15 protein-coding genes are annotated in these 19,883 nt (G+C 41.9%); 12 read left to right on the forward strand and 3 right to left on the reverse strand.

All coding sequences use genetic code 11. The annotated features are described in order from the left end of the window. The first annotated feature begins 29 nt into the window (after positions 1 to 29). The 6 genes from pulA to PTI45_RS19375 all read left to right on the forward strand — a co-directional run bounded on the left by pulA (position 30) and on the right by PTI45_RS19375 (position 9,670). Entirely contained in the window at positions 30 to 2,927 is a 2,898-nt protein-coding gene (gene pulA, locus PTI45_RS19350) for a type I pullulanase (RefSeq protein ID WP_069329230.1), read from the forward strand. A gap of 258 nt (positions 2,928 to 3,185) precedes the next feature. After that, positions 3,186 to 4,145 carry a Ppx/GppA phosphatase family protein gene (locus PTI45_RS19355; protein WP_069329231.1) on the forward strand — a complete coding sequence of 320 codons (960 nt, stop codon included), beginning with the start codon at positions 3,186 to 3,188 and terminating at the stop codon, positions 4,143 to 4,145. A gap of 248 nt (positions 4,146 to 4,393) precedes the next feature. Then, positions 4,394 to 5,770 carry a GntP family permease gene (locus PTI45_RS19360; RefSeq protein WP_069329232.1) on the forward strand — a complete coding sequence of 459 codons (1,377 nt, stop codon included), beginning with the start codon at positions 4,394 to 4,396 and terminating at the stop codon, positions 5,768 to 5,770. Between the two features lie 45 nt (positions 5,771 to 5,815). Beyond that, positions 5,816 to 7,399, forward strand: coding sequence for a gluconokinase (gntK, locus tag PTI45_RS19365; RefSeq protein WP_069329233.1), 1,584 nt, complete (start codon positions 5,816 to 5,818; stop codon positions 7,397 to 7,399). 220 nt (positions 7,400 to 7,619) lie between these two features. Next, the gene (locus tag PTI45_RS19370; protein ID WP_069329234.1) at positions 7,620 to 9,197 is read left to right on the forward strand and encodes a PTS sugar transporter; all 1,578 of its coding nucleotides are present in this window, start codon (positions 7,620 to 7,622) and stop codon (positions 9,195 to 9,197) included. Further along, positions 9,194 to 9,670, forward strand: a complete 477-nt coding sequence (locus PTI45_RS19375) for a GNAT family N-acetyltransferase (protein WP_069329235.1) — start codon at positions 9,194 to 9,196, stop codon at positions 9,668 to 9,670. Before PTI45_RS19370 ends, PTI45_RS19375 begins: the two co-directional genes overlap by 4 nt. Positions 9,671 to 9,829: 159 nt before the next feature. Here the strand turns inward: PTI45_RS19375 and PTI45_RS19380 are convergent, their stop codons facing one another. Beyond that, positions 9,830 to 11,554, reverse strand: coding sequence for a glycoside hydrolase family 13 protein (locus PTI45_RS19380; protein ID WP_069329236.1), 1,725 nt, complete (start codon positions 11,552 to 11,554; stop codon positions 9,830 to 9,832). A 104-nt stretch (positions 11,555 to 11,658) separates the two neighbouring features. Then, complete coding sequence (locus tag PTI45_RS19385) at positions 11,659 to 12,210, reverse strand: GNAT family N-acetyltransferase (protein WP_245703515.1); 552 nt, start codon at positions 12,208 to 12,210, stop codon at positions 11,659 to 11,661. A gap of 256 nt (positions 12,211 to 12,466) precedes the next feature. Between PTI45_RS19385 and PTI45_RS19390 the strand changes: the two genes are divergently transcribed. Beyond that, positions 12,467 to 13,666 (forward strand): acyltransferase family protein, encoded by a 1,200-nt coding sequence (locus PTI45_RS19390; RefSeq protein WP_245703516.1) that lies wholly within the window; start codon positions 12,467 to 12,469, stop codon positions 13,664 to 13,666. On the opposite strand, the gene PTI45_RS19395 is transcribed toward PTI45_RS19390, so the two are convergent. After that, a complete protein-coding gene (locus PTI45_RS19395) occupies positions 13,582 to 14,469 on the reverse strand; it encodes a LysR family transcriptional regulator (RefSeq protein WP_069329239.1) in 888 nt (295 codons plus the stop codon). The two genes, PTI45_RS19390 and PTI45_RS19395, sit on opposite strands and share 85 nt — an antisense overlap. A 48-nt stretch (positions 14,470 to 14,517) precedes the next feature. Between PTI45_RS19395 and mdcA the strand changes: the two genes are divergently transcribed. The 5 genes from mdcA to PTI45_RS19420 are packed head-to-tail and all read left to right on the forward strand — an operon-like array spanning position 14,518 to position 19,822. Then, positions 14,518 to 16,185: a malonate decarboxylase subunit alpha gene (mdcA, locus tag PTI45_RS19400; protein ID WP_069329240.1), complete on the forward strand. Its 1,668-nt coding sequence runs from the start codon at positions 14,518 to 14,520 to the stop codon at positions 16,183 to 16,185. Between the two features lie 2 nt (positions 16,186 to 16,187). Next, the gene (locus tag PTI45_RS19405) at positions 16,188 to 17,150 is read left to right on the forward strand and encodes a triphosphoribosyl-dephospho-CoA synthase (RefSeq protein WP_069329241.1); all 963 of its coding nucleotides are present in this window, start codon (positions 16,188 to 16,190) and stop codon (positions 17,148 to 17,150) included. After that, positions 17,150 to 17,449 (forward strand): malonate decarboxylase subunit delta, encoded by a 300-nt coding sequence (locus PTI45_RS19410; protein ID WP_069329242.1) that lies wholly within the window; start codon positions 17,150 to 17,152, stop codon positions 17,447 to 17,449. Before PTI45_RS19405 ends, PTI45_RS19410 begins: the two co-directional genes overlap by 1 nt. Further along, positions 17,439 to 19,172, forward strand: coding sequence for a biotin-independent malonate decarboxylase subunit beta (locus PTI45_RS19415; RefSeq protein WP_069329243.1), 1,734 nt, complete (start codon positions 17,439 to 17,441; stop codon positions 19,170 to 19,172). The genes PTI45_RS19410 and PTI45_RS19415 overlap by 11 nt, the downstream gene beginning before the upstream one ends. Beyond that, positions 19,163 to 19,822 (forward strand): malonate decarboxylase holo-ACP synthase, encoded by a 660-nt coding sequence (locus PTI45_RS19420; protein ID WP_069329244.1) that lies wholly within the window; start codon positions 19,163 to 19,165, stop codon positions 19,820 to 19,822. The genes PTI45_RS19415 and PTI45_RS19420 overlap by 10 nt, the downstream gene beginning before the upstream one ends. Positions 19,823 to 19,883 lie beyond the last annotated feature (61 nt).

The following is a 19,883-nucleotide window of genomic DNA, read 5'->3' on the forward strand; positions in this document are numbered from 1 at the left end:
AGTTAACCTAAAATATGGTGGTGAATATAATGTTAGATAAAATGAATCATTCCTTAATACGAAATTTAGATGTAGCTGCTGACTACTTTTACGATATAGATGATCTTGGACTACAATATACGCCTCAGTACAGTATATTCAAACTTTGGGCACCAGATGCTGTCCAGATGGATCTTATGTTATATCAAGATATGGGTGTGTACGATGACGAAGGTCTAGTGCATGATCATACGTATGGTAAAGCGTATCCAATGAAATCCGAAGAAGGCGGCGTATGGCAATGTGAGCAACACGGTGATCTTGCAGGTCATTATTATATGTACCGTGCTACATTTGCTGACGGTTCTGTCCAATATGCAGTAGATCCTTATGCTCGCGCTGTTTCTCCGAATGGACAACGGACAGCTATTATTGATCTTCAGACGACCAATCCAGAAGGTTGGGAAAATGATGTAAAGCCACGTATGTCCAGTGTGACTGATGCCGTGATCTACGAACTGCATGTGCGTGACTTCTCCATTGATGAATCTTCACAAATGAAATATAAAGGTCAATATCTAGCTTTTACTGAAAAAGGTCTACAAGACGAGCATGGCAATCAGATCGGTATCGATCATCTTAAAGAACTAGGTATAACCCATGTTCATTTATTACCGATTGCTGATTTCCATACCGTCAATGAATTAAAAGTAAATGATCCTGATTCTACTCAGATGAAATACAACTGGGGATACGATCCTCAGCATTACAATGTACCTGAAGGCGCATATGCGACTGATCCTGCGGATCCGACTTCACGTATTCGTGAATTTAAACGTTTGGTACAAGCTTTACATGCAGAAGGTCTACGTGTAGTCATGGATGTCGTGTATAACCATACGTATTCTGTAGATGATGGACCTTTTGATCGTTTGGTTCCGGGCTACTTTTACCGTACAGATGAAAAAGGTCAATTGACTAACGGTTCTGGTGTAGGTAACGAGATTGCAACAGAACGTCCAATGGTACGCAAATATATCAAAGATTCTTTGCGCTACTGGGCTAATGAATATCATTTGGATGGATTCCGATTTGACTTGATGGGCTTAATTGATACCGATACCGTGACTCAATTGACTCAAGAATTACGTCGTGATGTCGATCCTTGTATATTGATCTATGGTGAGCCATGGACAGGTGGATGGTCTCTTCTTCCACAACAGACGCTGAAAGGCGCACAACGTGGTAAAGGATTTGCTGTATTTAACGATAATTTCCGTGAAGCGATTAAAGGCGATAGCGATGGGGATACACAGGGTTTTGCAACAGGAGCATTTGATGTTGAAGGCGATGTTGTCAAAGGAATCTATGGCGCAATTGGTGATTTTACAGATCATCCTAGTGAAACGGTCAATTATGTAACTGCTCATGATAACTTAAATCTGTGGGATAAGCTTGTACGTACCTACGGACAAGATGATGCTCTTTCTTTCTTACACATGGATAATGGACGACAGTTAGCAGATGGACGTAGCGTAGAACAAGCGGTAGAAGCCGCAGAACCTTATAAATACATTGATCCTGAATATGTGTTGTCTAATGATTGGGTTCGTCGTTCAATCTTGGCAAACGGGATTGTGTTAACCAGTCAAGGCATTCCATTTATCCATGCTGGTGATGAAATGTTACGTACCAAATTTGGCGATCATAACAGTTATCGTAGCCCGGATGTGATCAATGGATTACGCTGGGAAAATAAACATCATTTCCGTCCTGTATTTGATTATTATCAAGGTCTGATTCAATTAAGACGTTCTCATCCCGCATTCCGTATGGATCAACGAGAAGATGTTGAAAAACATCTAAAAGTATTGCGTAGTGACAAGCAGATTGTTGCTTTCCAACTTGGTGAATATGCTCATGGTGATAAATGGAATCGAATCGTTGTAATCTATAATGCGAGCACTCATGATCAGAATGTGGCTTTGCCATTATCAGCAAGCCCATGGCAAGTGGTTGTTAACGAGAATCAAGCAGGTATACATCCATTAGCTAGTGTGGTCGGTCAAGAAGTGATCGTTCCACCATTATCAATGATGGTGCTGTACGATGAAGAAGATCAATATATCCCTGTAGCAGCTAGTCTGGAATGGGATTATACGCCAAGCATTATGGAACCCGGCGAAAAGTTACAGATTAAAGTCACTCCACGCGATCAACGGGGTCGTATTTTTGAAGCAGAATCTGTACAGTTCCACTCTTCGAATGAGCAAAACGTTATTGTGCGTGAAAATGGACAAATGATTGCTTTAAACGAAGGAGATAGTACAATCTGTGCTTCTTGTGGTAGCGTGAAAAGTACACTGTTATTACATGTAGAAACGCTAGTACCGCATATGATTCATTTGCAAGGGGAACATCAAGTCTATGGCGGAAAACGTATTCCGTTGAAGGCTGAAGTTCTGGATCAATACAGTCGCCCCATTGCTCGTCCAAAAGTGCAATGGGATTCAAGCGACAAACGGATTATCCGTGTAAATAAAGATGGATTGGTACGTGGGATTCGCCCGGGTACAGCCAAAATTACCGCTTCTTGTGGTAAAGCAACAGCCCAATGGTTAGTAGAAGTACTGCCTTATGTTCCTCGTAGTATTGAAGTGGAATATGAGCGTCCTAATCAAGATTATAAAGGTTGGAATCTATGGGTATGGGGACCAATCTTAGGTCACAGACAAGTTGATTTTGAACGGATTGAAGACGGTAGAGCCGTTGCAAAAATTGTGGTTGCTCCTGAAGAAACCAGTGTTGGATTTATTATCCGTCTCAAAGACTGGCAAGCCAAAGATGTAGATACAGATCGCTATATTTTCGTTAATACTCATCAAGATGCGATTAAAGTATTAATCAAAAGTGGCGATCCACAATTTGAAGTAGAACCTGTGATGTAATCATTCAAAATAGCTACTTCTTTAGAAATAAAGAGTAGCTATTTTTGTTATTTTTGATAATAAATTAGGTTTATAACGAGTAATTATGGAAATGAGAGACCGTTCCTGATAAAATCATAACCAACAAACGTTTGGCATAGCGAAAAATATGGCGATGGAAGTAAAGGATAAGGAATAACGAACACCTAAAATAGATAGAAGGAGGAACTCGTTGATGGCGATTTATGGAATAGCGGACGCGTTCACAGCAAGTATACGATGAGCGAAAACCGGAACCGACTCGGAGTCATTGATATTGGTTCAAACTCAATCCGTCTGATTATTTATGAAGCAGGTGCAGATGGAACCTGTCGTATGATACACAAAGCGAAAGAAACTGTTCGGCTAGGTGTGCGCAGGGATGAGAATGGCAACATGATTGAGGAAGATATCCGAACGGTTATTCCTATCCTCCAGAAGTTTAAGCATATTTGCGCAACGAATCATACCCATCAGATTCGTGCTGTAGCTACAGCAGCAGTTAGACAATCAGCCAATACGGAAGAGATTATGAAGTGTTGGGAAAGCAATACCGATATCAAAGTGCAGATCTTATCCGGTGAAGAAGAAGCGTATTTTGGATTTCTAGGGGTAATGCGCTCTATGCCAGCTCATGTGACAGAAGGCTTTATTGTTGATATTGGTGGTGGCAGTACCGAAATATCTTATTTTAAAAATAACCAATTAATTCAAAGTACTTCATTGCCTTGCGGGGCAGTCAATATGACGATGCAAAATGGTGGTACCGATCATTGGAGCGAGCAATCGACAGCACAGTTGGAACAGAGTATTCAGCAACAATTAGCAGAATATCCGTGGACAGCGATGCATCCTGATTTGCCTTTGATTGGTCTAGGTGGGGGTATTCGTGCTCTGGCAAGAATGGAGCGAGAACGTAAACGTCAATCGAAGCCCGCTAGTGATCCTTACCGTATCGATCCAGATACTATTTTCTTTTATGCTGAAGCGTTAGCAACGCTAAGTTTAGAAGAACGGGTGAATCGATTTGATCTAGGGAAAGATCGTGCCGATATTATTGTTGCAGGTACGCTTATCTTACGCACATTGTTAAAACATATGAAATGTTCAGCATTGTTAGCCAGTTGGCGTGGTCTGAGTGATGGTTTTTCACATCACTTTTTCACCGCAGAATCAGCTTCTTCACGTCCCACTTCATAAATATCAAAAAGCTGTTAATGCGCATCTTAGGATGTGATGTTAACAGCTTTTTTGTTATGTAGTTGTTGTTACAAGCAAATGGTTGCGTATATAACAATCCGGAAAATTCTCAAAAAATGTAAACGGTCACAAATGAGCATGAAATAATTAAAATGACATTATCGTTTGAAAAATCTTTAATTTGGGGTAATAATAGAAGGGGTTTATTTGGGAAAAGATGTGCATAAGCAGAAAAAGGAGGAAAATGAATGTATTCCATTTTTGGTTTGAGCCATGAAACCACACTATTGGTATGGGCTCTTGTTGCTATTGTTATTTTGATTGTCATGATTGCGAAGTACAAATGGAATCCATTTGTCGTTCTGCTCATGGCATCATTGTTTTTGGGATTGGTTATCGGTATGGCACCACTCGATGTGGTCAAATCCGTACAAAGTGGTCTAGGTGGTACACTGGGTTCCATCGCTATTGTTATCGGTCTGGGTACAATGCTCGGGAAGATGATGGCTGAATCGGGCGGTGCAGAGCAGATTGCCACCACGATGGTTAATCGATTCGGGGAGAAAAATATTCCCTGGGCGATGCTAATCGTAGGGATTATTGTAGGGATGCCGGTATTTTTTGAAGTCGGCATTATTTTGTTGATTCCTATTTTATTTACTGTTATTCGCAAAACGAATATTTCATTATTACGTGTAGGGATTCCGATGCTGGCAGGTTTATCCACCGTTCATGGACTGTTGCCACCGCATCCTGCACCTATGATAGCGATTGATGCTTTTGGTGCAAGTATTGGTAAAACGATCATCTATGCGCTGATTGTAGGTATACCGACAGCGATAGTAGCAGGGCCTTTATTCGGAGCTTATATTGGCAAACGCATTATTGTGCATCCGCCTGAAGGGTTATCTGAACAATTTACAACCAATAACAAATTAGATCGTCCTGACAAGCCGTTGCCAGGTTTTGGGATTACAATGTTGACGATTCTTATGCCTGTAATTCTGATGCTAGCAGGTTCTATTGCTGAGATTGCAGATCCGCAAAGTACGCACGGAATTAGTGTATTTTTACGCTTTGTTGGTAATGAAATCGTAGCGATGTTTATTGCAACTGTGTTTGCCTTTTTCACATTGGGATTCGGACAAGGATTTACCAAAGAACAAGTATCCAAATTTGCAGGGGATTGTCTTGCGCCAACCGCTTCGATTATTTTGATTATCGGTGGTGGTGGAGCATTCAAACAAGTATTGATCGACAGTGGTGTAGGTGATGCAATCGCCGCAGTAGCTACTTCTGCTCATGTTAATGTGATTGTATTTGCTTATCTAGTGGCTGCTCTGATTCGTGTGTCTACAGGATCGGCTACCGTTGCAATGACTACTGCCGCAGGGATTGTTGCACCGGTACTAGCATTAACGCCGGGAGCCAATATTGAATTGGTCGTACTGGCGACAGGTGCAGGTTCATTGATTCTTTCTCATGTGAATGATGCAGGATTCTGGATGGTCAAAGAATTCTTTAATATGACCGTTCCACAGACGTTGAAGTCTTGGACAGTTATGGAGACTTTATTGTCTCTTGTTGCGTTTGGTTTAATTTTGCTACTGAATGTAGTAGTCTAAATAAGAAAAGAAGTGCAGGAAATTAGAGCGAAAGTAGGTTAAATCATGAGCACGGCGAAATATATGATCGGTGTAGATATTGGAACAACAAGTACCAAAGCTGTATTGTTCGAAGAAAACGGCAAAATTGTAGCACAAGGTGGAGCAGAATATCCTTTGCATACGCCTGTACCTTCGATTGCTGAACAAGATCCAGATCAATTGTTCCGTGCAGTGGTTGATTCCGTAAGACAAACGATGGACAAGAGCAGTGTTGCACCGGAGGATGTTTTATTTGTGTCTTTCAGTTCAGCGATGCATAGTATGTTGGTTGTGGATAAAGAAGGCAAGCCGCTTACGCAGTGTATGACTTGGGCAGACAATCGTAGTGCCGCCTATTCTCGTCAATTGCAAAAAGAGAAAAAAGGACATGAGATTTATATGCGTACAGGGACACCGATTCACCCAATGTCTCCATTAACCAAAATAATGTGGATTACCCATGATCAGAAAGAGATTGCGAATGCAGCGCACAAATACATTTCGATCAAAGAATATATTTTCCTGAAATTGTTCGGTGAGTATGTTGCCGATCATTCGATGGCTTCTGCTACTGGACTAATGAACTTGAAAGAATTAGATTGGGATCAAGAAGCTCTAGAAACAGCAGGCATTACACGTGATCATCTATCCAAGTTAGTACCGACTACACATATTATGCACGGTCTACATGCGACATATGCAACAGAAATGGGTCTGATTGAAAGTACGCCATTTGTACTTGGAGCGAGTGATGGAGTGCTATCGAATCTAGGTGTGAATGCTATTGAACCGGGCGTAGTCGCTGTAACTATCGGAACCAGCGGTGCGATTCGTACAGTCACTGATAAGCCAGTCACCGATCCAAAAGGTCGCTTTTTCTGTTACGCGTTGACTGAAGATAAGTGGGTAGTAGGCGGACCAGTGAATAACGGTGGTATTATTTTCCGCTGGATTCGTGATGAATTCGCTGCTTCAGAAGTAGAAACAGCGAAGCGTCTTGGGCTGAGTGCGTATGATGTACTGACTCGTATTGCTGAAAAAGTACATCCAGGTGCAGATGGATTATTGTTCCATCCCTACTTATCGGGTGAGCGTGCACCGTTATGGAATCCAGATGCAAGAGGTTCATTCTTCGGACTGGCTTTGCATCACAAAAAAGAACATATGATTCGTGCAGCCTTAGAAGGCGTACTGTTCAATCTGTATACCGTGATGTTAGCAGTAGAAGAACAAATTGGTGTGCCTAAGAAAATCCATGCAACAGGCGGGTTTGCTCGTTCGGAGCTATGGCGTCAGATGATGGCTGATATTTTTGACCAGACGGTTGTGGTTCCTGAAAGTATCGAAAGTTCTTGTCTAGGTGCAGCTGTGCTCGGATTGTATGCTCTCAAACGGATCGATTCATTGGATGAAGTATCCAAAATGATTGGTACCACGTATGAACATAAGCCTTACAAAGAACATGTGGCGATCTATCGCGAACTATTGCCAATCTATATTCGAATTTCACGTAAATTTGAAGAAGATTATGAAGATATCGCAGACTTCCAACAGAAAATGCTAGATAAGTATACGCCTATTGATAAAAAAGATAGTGATGATCTTTAATCAATATGTTGAATGAAATTTCATACAATAAATAACTAATCTAGAAGATCATATAAGGTTGATTCAAAAAAAGATTACTGCTACTATTCGCAGTAATCTTTTTTTAGTTTATAACGTATTATTTCAGGTTAAATATATCGAGTTACTTAGTTATTGCTTTACCGTGATAGAGTTAAAAAGGTATAGTAAATAGAATTCATAAAGGCTGAGGGAGGATTGTATGAAAAATATTATTATCTTAGGCAGTAGTGGAGGCAATCTCTATAGTCTTGGTGGGAAAAATCCAGATGGACTACTAAAAGAATTACTGGTACAAATGGAGGCGGCTGAATTTCATTGTGCAGGTATTCAATTTATTGCTGCTCAAACATCTATGGATCATATCAAAGAATCTACCCCTGCTTCTTTATACATATGGAGTGAAGAAGAACAACGTCCGGTGATTGCGAGTAAAGGTACGCTAGAAGAAATAAACCAAGCAGCTATTGCTCAAGATGAACGATTAGCAGCTATGATAGCCAATGGTGAAGTAGATGGTGTTATTCTGATGAGCGCTAGTCCTGGAGGAGCGAATCGCTTAGCGATTGAAGCCGCAGCAACTGCTCAATTACCAGTGACAGGTACAGGTGGAACGTCGATGGCAGCAGCAGCTACCAAAGGATTGAAAGTGATCTCTACTTCCGGTACAACAGGCACAACCAATCGTACCCGCGCCGTTTCATTTATCACTTCACTGAGTAAGCATTGGGGCAAATCGTATCGTCCGGTGATTGGTCAAGTTTCCCACGGACAAGGAATGCCACAGGGAACAGGCTTTTCACGCATCAATATTCGTGGGATTATGCTGGCATCGTTACCGGGTTTTATTGCGATGGCTTTGATTCTGGCAGCCAGTCAGATCCCCGGATTAACGGCTTTAAGTCAAGTATTTGATATTATGATTGCGGCATTGCCTGTGATTATTGCAGTTGTTGCAGCGAAGCAAGTGGCTGAATTAGATGAAGTATCGATTGTAGCAGGGATTGTAGCCGGTGTATTGTCTGTCAATGGAGGAATTATTGGTGGATTGATTGGCGGTATCGGTGCTGGATTGTTAGCCAATTATCTATTTCGTAAATGTGTAGAATGGCGATTTCCTGCAACAACCGTTAATATTGTAGCAGGCGGAGTCGCAGGTCTGGTAGCAGGATTAGTAGTCTATTTCTTTATCGCACCGATTGCCGCTCAAGCTGGCGAAGGAATACGTACTCTTTTAGAAAATCTGGTACAAGCCAATAGCGCCCTTGCTGGCTTAATAGCAGGGTTGTTGATCTGGCCGGCTATTCTTGGTGGTGTATATCATGCGGCTATTTTACCGATTGTATTATTGGAAATGGAACGAAGTGGTAACAGTTTCCTAGGTGCAGTGGATATGACAGGGCTGGTTATGGTATCAGCAGGGATTACTCTAGCTAATATTATTGCTCCACAAGATAAAGGTGCCGCCGCAGTAGCCGCGCCAGGGTTTCTTATTAATATCGGATTTGGTACATTTGTAGAAGCGGCATATCCATTTATGTTTGCAAGCAAATGGGTGTTTGGCGGAGCCATTTTCTCAGCCGGGTTAGGTGGATTATTGGTAGGTGTATTGGATGTGCGTGGGATCGCGTATGTTCCTGCTTTTGCAGCTCCTTTTTCTTCTAATCATATTGCTGGCTTTGCGATCGCTATGTTAGGCAGTCTGACTTGTTCATTTGTAATCACATTGATTATTAATCTCATGTTCAAAAACCGTAAAAAGAAAGAGGCTATTCTATGATCGAATTAGTACTGATGAATCATGAACAATATGAAGCTTTTCGTGATCAATCGGCAGCCGATTATGCCGCTGAAAAAGTAGCAGCAGGCACATGGGATGCTGTAGATGCAGAGCGATTAGCAACCGAAAGTTTTGCTAAATATTTACCACAGGGCAAAGATACACCGGGCGCTTATATTTATAATATTGTAGATACAGCTAAGCAACAGATTATCGGTTATATCTGGCTTCAGATCAGTGATGCGCCAGCAGGTAAGCAAGCTTTTCTGTATGATATTTTGATCTATGAACCGTATCAGGGTAAAGGATATGGTCAAGCGACCATGAAAGCACTGGATCAAGTTGCGATAGAAGAAGGTGCCGTTAAGATTGGACTGCATGTATTCGGTCATAATCTCAAGGCGCTACATGTCTATGAAAAAGCAGGCTATCAGATTACCGACTATCAAATGTCCAAAACATTAACTCTATAAAAAAATAGAACATAGTTAGTAAATCTAAAAAAAGGCTATAAACAATATGATCTTCATCAAAAAACCTCTTTCTCATCTGCCTTACTGCGCAGAAGAAAGAGGTTTTTTTCTATAATGATATATGCCCATTACATTAGAAATGTTGATTCGATAGAAAGATTACATCCGATAGATCAATACTTCGTAAGGACGCAAATATTGTAAATCTTCGATATATTGTTCTTCCTCAAGATGAGGAGGATGCGCAGTATGAGGATAGTTTCCTAGAATTTTGACCATCGAAGTTGGAAAGACTCGATATTCTTGAGTCCAATCAATCTCTGCTTCGATATCAGCAAAATTGAGTAGAATTAACCAGCGTTGGCTTTGCCATTCTCGGATAAAAGCAAACACTTCAGAATGATCTTTCAGTAGCATCGTAAATGAACCATGAGACATGATCGGGAACTGCTTGCGCATGGCAATAAGATGTCGGTAATACGATAGAACAGAACCTCGTTGTTCTTCTTGTTCGCTAACACTATAACCTTTCAATCCACGTTTTTCTGGAAATGGAATCCATGGTTCCACATGTTCATCGGGACTAAAGCCAAAATTGTGATGCTGATGATCCCATAGCATCGGCGAACGTGAACCATCCCGACTTCGCTTATGAATACCGGATAACACTTTTTCAGCAGATTGTCCATTGGCTACCGCTTCTTCATAATAATGAACTGTGCCTTGATCTCGATAATCTTCGATTCGATCATACGTGGTATTCGGTAATCCTAATTCTTCTCCTTGGTATACCAGTGGGACACCAGGGATGAGATGGAGAAACGTAGCTATTAATTTAGCAGCAGTCATATTGTGTTCATGATGACCGACAACGTCTGGAATCATACGTGGATGATCGTGCGTACTCAAGTAGACTCCATATTCTCCGCGCGCAAAAACATGTTCATACCACTTCGCTACCGATTCTTTTAACTGAGACACCGACCAATCAGCAGAGCGCCACGGATCATGAGGATCTTTGCCCAGACGCATCATATCCATAGCCAGTACCATATTTAATTCTTTGCGATCAGGTAGTGTATATTCCAATACCTGTTCCATCGTTAAAGAAGGAGCTTCACCTATTGTCAAAATATGCGGATAATGAGCAAATGTTTCTCGATTCAACTCTTGTAAAAATTCATGAATTCGTGGGCCATTTTTATAATATTTTTGCCCGATCGGATGAGGATCATCTTCTGATGCATCAGGTAGATCAGGGTGCTTAGAGATCATATTAATTGCATCTAAGCGAAAGCCGTCAATTCCTTTGTCTAACCACCAGCGAATCATTTTATAGATTTCTTGACGTAAAGGGGGATGCTCCCAGTTCAGATCAGGTTGCTTGCGATCAAATAAATGAAGATAATACTCATCGGTCTGCTCATCGTATGTCCAAGCAGATTCATTTTGGAACGAACGCCAGTTATTCGGTTCTGTACCATCGCTTTTAGCCGGTCTCCATATATAATAATCCCGATATGGATTGTCTTTCGCACTTCTCGATTGTTCGAACCAAGGATGCTCATCTGAAGTATGGTTGATCACTAGATCCATAATAAGCTTCATATCTATATGGTGTAGCTGTTCAAGTAGCGATTCAAATTGTTCCATAGTTCCATACTTGGGATCGATTTTGTAATAATCTCTGATATCATAGCCATTATCAATCATCGGTGAATCGTAGACAGGGCCAAGCCAGATCGTATCAATTCCCAGTTGGTGAAGATAAGGAATTCGTGTAGCAATCCCATTCAGATCGCCCCAGCCATCGTTATTGCTATCCATAAAACTAGGCGGATAAATCTGATAAATCACAGATTCTCTAGCTGTTTTATTTTCCATGATGATCCTCCTATTAGATGTTTAACCCCATATAAATTTCAATTATTTAACATAATTAGCCTTTAATACATGGTTAAACCTCGGAGTACATGTTCAAACAATCACTACACCGTCTTTATCATTCGATAAAAGTCATGTCCGCTGACCTTAATATTTCCATCTTCTGTGTACCCTAATCGTTCATATAACTGTTTGGCTTTAGGATTAGCGGTATCGACAATCAACATCACTTTAGAATGTCCTAATTGTTGAGCACGCTTTTCAAAGGCTTTAATTAAAATAGTTCCAATCCCTTGTCCTTGATAACGAGCATCTACAGCTAGTGAATCTAGATAGTATTCATCTTCCCGTGCTTCAGGCACAATAGCTGTTGGATCTTGTCCCAGTTCTTGTACACGTTGTATGAGAGGAGCATCTAACGAAGCAATCTGGCTTCCATGATAAGACAGTACAAAGCCAATCACTTGGTGATCACGTTCTTCGACAAATACATTTTCATAACTGATCCGATTACCTGTTTGTTCAAAAAAAGAACGTAGCGCAAGTAACGATTGTTCTTTGTTAGTTGTTCCTGTTAAGGTATGGGCGATATCTCCAATTGCGGTATACATCAGTTCTAAGACAACAGGTGCATCTGTAGGTTGAGCGGGTCTCATCATAAGTCCTCCATTTGAATCATTATTTGTGAATATCGTTCTATACCAAATCTGTTATAAGCTGATAACTCGTTCTGTATTATACATACTCCTGTATCTGTTTTACTATTATAGATGTAAGGCATTGCATGATTGAATATGAGATTTCAAGCGCTTGATGTTACATATTCATGGTTAAAGAATCTGTTCCATAAGAACGATTATGCCGTGTGTACACACTGTGCATGGTTAGGTAACTGGAGGTGTCATTTTGAGTATGTCATCCACATCTCCTGCTATGCGTGTAAGTGAAACGACTGAGCCGGAGATCATGAAGACGTTAGCTGTAAGTGCTGTAATCTGGCAATTGATGTTGAATGTAATGTTACTTCATTATCAGACGACAGCACAAAAGATAGAAATTGGCATATTATACGATCTGGTTAAATTTTCAGCACCTATGTTTATTTTTGCAATAGCGTTTGATTTGGCGAAGTTAAGAGATACTCACTATTCTCATTATGTATGGCACAAAACAAAAGAGATTATAGGCCCTTATCTTGCCTGGACAGTGGTATATATGATTGTGTTCAATATAGGCAATTACTCGACGATCTGGAACATTTTCAAAGGCGTTGTACTGGGCGGTGCTGCACCGCAACTCTGGTACACGATTATGATGTTTCAGATTCACTTATTGTTGCCACTACTCACAGGCTTGGTTCTATTCTTATTAAAAAATAAAAAGAATATCATATCGGTAATGATTATTACGGTGGTCGTCTATGCTGCATTAATCGTATGGTATTCAATCTATGCTTTTCACAATACCCAGCATCCCGGACTTATACAGTGGGATCGTTTATTGTTTATGTTTGGTATCTATGCTGTGCTTGGTGTGATTGCATCCACTTACAATCAGCAATGGCGTGCACTGGTAGAACGTATTCGCTGGTGGGCGTTACCTGTAGCTGGACTATTATTCATACTGGTAAACCATGAATTGTTCTCTTTTGGATTGGATACACTGAATCTAGCCGATGCCAGTTATTTGAAATGGTCGATGGTACTGTTCAATATCGCATTGATCATTATCGTTTATGGATGTACCGTATCGCTGATCAAAAGTGGTTCCAAAACATTACCGTACTTTAAGTTTATCGCTAAATATGCTTTTCGTGCGTATCTAGCCAGTTATTTTGCACTTCGATTAACCGTGGCATTAATCGGTGATTATTTTAGTGATATTCCGTTAGGGTTGAATTTGATCATGACTTTTGGTGTGACTGCTTTCCTCTCGTTTGCCATTGTGTATATCGTAGAGTGGATCTGCAAAAAGATAATGGCTTTATTTCGCCGATCCGCAAGCACATCATCTCATCAGACGACTACTCAAGGAGAGGGTGCTTCATCCGAAGCATTAGCAAAAAATTCAATCGTAAATTCACGGAATACCAGTGCAGCTCGTGATAAATAATGATCTCCACGCCAAGAAATACCGATCGTACGCTGGCAAATCGGTGAATGGATAGGTAAAAGCGAAATATCTGGCCCTGTTGATCCTTCCCAGGATACAGCTGGAATAAAAGCAACACCTTGTCCCGCCCGAATCAATCCGCGTACGGTAGCTGGATCATCACTTTCAAAAATATGCTGAGGCTTAAAGCCAGCCATATGACAATAATCATCCGTCATTTCACGCAAGCTATGTCCGTGACGAAGACCGATAAAATGTTCATGTGCCGCTTCAGATAGGGCAATACTGCTTCGATGAGCTAGAGCATGACCTTTGGGCACTGCTAGAAAGATCTGTTCCGTCACAAGCGGAGTGCTTTGTATATGTTCATAATTGAGCGGTAAGGAAGATATGCACAGATCGAATTCAGGTTTGACATTTTCTTCGTAATGCTGAAGCAATTGAAAATGAATATCAGGATATTGTTCACGAAAAGCAGTAATCAAATTCGGTACGATATGAGAACCAACAGGAAAAGCAAGCTTGATATAGCCCACTGTTCCGGTGGCAAGATCATGAACTTCACGGGTAGCATCTTCAAGCGATTGAAGCGCCTTTTCAACATGTTTGAGAAAAGTTCTTCCGTATTCGTTGAGTGTAATATAACGCCCGGTACGGTCAAATAAAGAAACACCAAGTTCGGTTTCGAGCATTTTGATTGATTTACTCAGTGCAGGTTGAGCGATATGAAGTTCTTCAGCAGCATGAGTCATATGTTGAAGCCGTGCTACTTTACAAAAGTATTTTAAGTGAAGTAATTCCATTCAGAACACCATCCAATCTCAATTAATCAAACATCAAGGAGGAGTATCATGTCAACCCACATCAGCAAGTTGAAAGCCGGAACTCCGCGTATTTGGACGACACGTCGTGATGAAAAAAAACGTCGTATGGAAAAGGTTCGCTCGATGTTAAACGGTGTGATTTTGCCTACGGATCATATTGTAGATGCAATGGAAGTCTTGTTAGTTAGCGGTGATCGAGTAGCGCTAGAAGGTAATAATCAGAAACAAGCTAGCTTCTTATCCCAAGCATTATCCAATGTGAATCCGCAAGTGGTTAACAATCTGCATATGATTATGTCCAGTGTATCTCGCCCAGAACATTTAGACATTTTCGAAAAAAATATTGCTAGCAAACTTGATTTCTCGTATGCAGGCCCTCAAAGTCTACGTATCGCTCAAATGGTGGAAGATCAGACGCTGAGTATCGGCTCGATTCATACGTATCTTGAACTGTATGGTCGGATGTTTGTCGATCTGACTCCAAATATCGCATTGGTTGCCGCTGACAAAGCAGATCGTCAAGGTAATCTATACACAGGTGCCAATACGGAAGAAACACCAACGATTATTGAAGCCACTGCTTTCCGCGATGGAATCGTTATTGTACAGGTGAATGAAATTGTAGATGAATTACCACGTGTAGACGTACCTGCTTCTTGGATCGATGTCATTGTTGAAGCCGATCAACCGTATCAATTAGAAGCGTTATTTACCCGTGATCCACGTCATATCAAAGAAACCCATATCTTAATGGGCATGATGGCAATTCGAGGCATCTATGAACGGCATCAAGTTCAATCGCTGAATCATGGGATTGGATTCAATACAGCTGCTATTGAATTGTTATTACCCACCTATGGAGAATCGCTTGGACTACGAGGTAAGATTTGCAAAAATTGGGTGCTCAATCCTCATCCTACGTTAATTCCTGCTATTGAAAGTGGATGGGTCGAAAGTGTACATTGCTTCGGCGGTGAAGTCGGTATGGAAAAATATACAGCCGCTCGCCCGGATGTCTTTTTCACCGGACATGACGGTACAATTCGATCGAATCGGGCAATGGGGCAAGTTGCTGGACAGTATGCGGCAGATATGTTTATCGGAGCCAGTCTACAGATTGATCCAGACGGCAACTCCTCAACAGTGACCTCGGGTCGGTTAAGTGGTTTTGGCGGTGCACCAAATATGGGTAGTGATGCTCGTGGACGTCGTCATGATACAGAAGCATGGCTGAATATGATAAAAGATCAAGATCCTATCGTACGTGGACGCAAATTAGTAGTGCAAATGGTAGAAACTTTCCAATCAGGGGATCAACCTACATTTGTCGATCAACTGGATGCGATTCAAGTAGGGCATGATGCAGGTCTACCGCTTGCTCCTGTTATGATCTATGGAGATGATGTAACCCATGTCGTTACTGAAGAAGGAATCGCTTATCTCTACAAAGCGCAAAATATCGAAGAACGTCGTACTGCATTAGCGGCGATTGCTGGAGTGACCCCTTTAGGTCAACGTCATGATACCGATCTGAATGAGAAATTACGTCAAGATGGACTGATTGCTTTTCCAGAAGATTTGGAGATTCGACGTACCGATGCGAAGCGTTCTTTGTTAGCTGCGAAAAGTATAGAAGAACTTGTAGAATGGTCAGATGGATTATACGAACCACCATCCAAATTCCGGAGCTGGTAATCATGAGCATATCAAGTATATCCGCAATCCAATCAGACAAGAACCTTATAGTCAATCGTTATGCTTCTTGGTTAGGGGAGTTAGCAGTGTCTGCACTTCGAGATGAAGCTTCTTTAACCCCGAAGCCCGGATTGGTTGATCTTCATCATAATGGTTCTCATGAAGATATGAATATTGAGTTGATGTACCAATCGGCAGCCTCTTTACAATCTACATTTACACAAATGGCTCAAGTATCTTATGGCACATATGCAGATCAATCGCTACGTGAACAACTGGCATGGATCGGACGCACAGGTGAACAGCAGATGCTTACTGTAACGAAGGGGGTCAATACCCACCGAGGAGCGATCTGGGCACTTGGATTGTTAACAGGCTCAGCTTCTATGCTTATTAGAGAAGCTTATAGGAATACAGAAGTACCCTATAGATTAAAGGCTATCTCTGCTGAACATATCGCACGTACCGCATCTGAAATTGCTCAGTATCCCGATCGTTATGCACCTGTTACAGCTTCGCATGGTACACAGGTGAAGCATCAGTATGGAACAGGTGGAGCCAAAGACGAAGCACAACATGGATTCCCTCATGTGATCAATGTCGGGCTACCTGCTCTACAACAAGCTCGTGCACAAGGAATTGATGAATTGTATGCTCGCCTCGATAGTCTGCTGACTATTATTTCGGTTCTACCGGATACCTGTTTATTATATCGAGGAGGTCAGCAGGCGCTTGAGCAGACACAGCAACGTGCAACAGTGATTTTGTCACAAGGTGGAACATCTACAACTAAAGGCTGGCAAGCTCTATTAGCATTCGATCAGTGGATGGTGAAGCATCATTTCTCCCCGGGAGGTAGTGCTGATCTACTTGCAGCTACTTTATATATCGATTCGATTCTTAAAGGCATCACAGATAGGACTGACATGGAATCTCTTTCAAAAACGACAGGAGGTCGTATGTAATGGAAATTATTCATCTGCAATATCCAGCGAAGCAAACATTAACTCAGCGTGCACATATCGGTGTAGCCGGGTCAGGCGACTTGGAACTATTAATTGAACCTTCTACAGACAATCAAGCATATATTCAGATCAGTACAAGTGCAAATGGATTTGAAGATATTTGGCGTGCAGTATTTGATCGCTTTTTCAAAATCTATTCGTATGCGGTAAAGATTGAAATTAACGATTTTGGCGCTACACCGGGTGTCGTCAACTTGCGATTAACTCAAGCCATGGAGGTGCTTCGTGATGGACAATAATACTCAACCTTTAAATATAGCGACAGAAAGTTTTATCGAATTATCAGGACGGGAACGTGCACAAGCTGTACTTGATGCTGGTAGCTTTCGCGAATTGATCGGACCTTTTGATCGAATGACTTCGCCTCATTTACCATTGCAGGGCATTGTGGCACAAAGTGATGATGGAGTGATCGTAGGCAGAGGAACGATTGATGGAGAACCTGCGGTAGCGATTGCACTTGAAGGTGCTTTTCAAGGTGGTGGGATCGGTGAAGTCTGTGGAGCCAAAATCTCAGGTGCGCTCGAACAAGTACTTCGTGATCATGAAAAAGGAATCAAAACACGTCCTGTCCTGTTACTCGAAACAGGTGGAGTACGACTACAAGAAGGAAATTACGGTCTACTGGCGATTGCTGAGATCGGAGCAGCTATTATGGCGCTTCGTCCGTATACACCTGTAGTAAGTGTGATCTCGGGTATGATTGGCTGTTATGGCGGAATGTCGATCTGTGCGGCAGGATTATCCAGTCATTTAATCATGACCCGTCAAGGTCGCTTACAGTTGAATGGTTCAGAAGTGATTGAGCAAGAAGCAGGGATTCAAGAAATGGATGCATCGGATCGTTCTCGTATCTGGTCGATGGTAGGCGGAGAGCAACGAGTCGCCGCTGGTTTTGCAGATACACTGGTGAATGATGATATCCACGAAATTAACGAAGCGATTCATGACGTTTTCCGCCAAGGGATTCGAGAAGTGACACGTACAGCGCAAGTCGATCGTTACCTTGCTTTGTTGGCTGCTGTCGATGCGAATACATTGATTGTTCCCTCTTCGATTCGTGAATCTTGGAAATCCGGTATCGTAGACCAAGAGAATTTACAGTCACAATTGGGAGCACAGCAAGCTCAAGCCAATGATTCAGTTGTTGAAGCACCTATCACCAGAGGACGGACATGGTTTGAAGCATTATCCGGTCAATCGGCTTCGGCTCAGCAAGGGATTGCTTCCGTACTTTGTGCAGATACTGAATTAGAGAATCAACAGGTACGTTATATCTCGGTTGTTCCGAATCCAAATGCACGATTTGTGAGAGCTCGCCAAGGTGAGATTGGACTTGAAGAAGGATGGAATATCGCTCGTTCTATTCGTGAAGCGATTGAAGCAGACAAAGACGGAGAAAAGCGCGCGATTGTAGCCATCGTAGATGTTCCTAGTCAAGCTTATGGTTATCGTGAAGAAGTATTAGGTATTCATTTATCATGCGGATCAGCTGTGGATGCTTATGCTAGTGCCCGTCTTGCCGGTCATCCTGTGATTGCTTTGATTGTAGGTAATGCTATCTCGGGTGCATTTCTAGCCCATGGTATGCAAGCGAATCGATTACTTGCTTTAGATGATGAAAAAGTAACCGTACAAGTCATGTCCAAGCAGTCTGCGGCTCGTATCACACGTCGTTCCATCGAACAGTTAAATGAAGCGGCGACTAAAGTGCCAGGTGCGGCTTACGATATTCGTTCTTTTGCCAAATTGGGAGCTTTGGATCAATTGATCGAAGGAATCGAAGCAGATCAACCACAAGACAAAGATATCGAGCGCATTCAGCAATATCTGATTGCAGCTATTGCAGAGACTCGTCAAGGACCTCGTGATCTTAGTGTACGTCTAACCAGTGCAACTGCGGCGACAGGTAGAGCTTCTTCTATCAAAGTAAGACAGTTATTAGCAGAGCAATGGGATTAAGTATAGCTCCTCATGATTTACTTCAACTCAATTCACGCTGGAGAGAAGTAGAAGCAGATCATGATCTGCCTGAATGGGTGCTTAGATCACTAGAACATACACCATGGGTCGTCGTCAGACGTGCTCCTGCGCTAGAAGGTCAGATTGCTGTAGGTGTTCGTGGTAAAGAGCGTCATCTAAGGCAAGCATTAACGATTCCAGATCATCTAGTTGTTCAACAAGTGACACCAGAGCAATTATTACAGTCCTCTCTATCTCCTGATCACCGTTCGATAGCGAAAGAACGTTGGCACACTATGCCAGCCCTACAAGTTTTAGAGCAACTTGCTGTATCGTGGAAATCATATGATCTCCATTGGGGGCCAGCAGGAAGCACTGGATTTGAATTAGCTACCGGTATGCCAACATTGACGATGACTAGCGATCTGGATATTGTACTGCGTTGTACTTCATTTCTTGCTCCTGTGTTAGCAGAGCAATTATTAGAACAAACATTGGATCTTCCGGTACGTGTCGATGTACAGATAGAGACGCCTTATGGAGCAGTAGCTCTAAGTGAATGGGCAAGACCAGCTACTGATCAGGTGTTAATGCGTACTTTGCAAGGGCCTTTGCTGGTGACTGATCCGTGGAATCCACGCCTCGTATAATTATGATTGATCCAAAGTTATAAAATAACTGACAAACACGATCAGATGAAGGAGAGATGCC

The organism is Paenibacillus nuruki (assembly GCF_001721045.1).
Classification (GTDB): domain Bacteria; phylum Bacillota; class Bacilli; order Paenibacillales; family Paenibacillaceae; genus Saccharibacillus; species Saccharibacillus nuruki.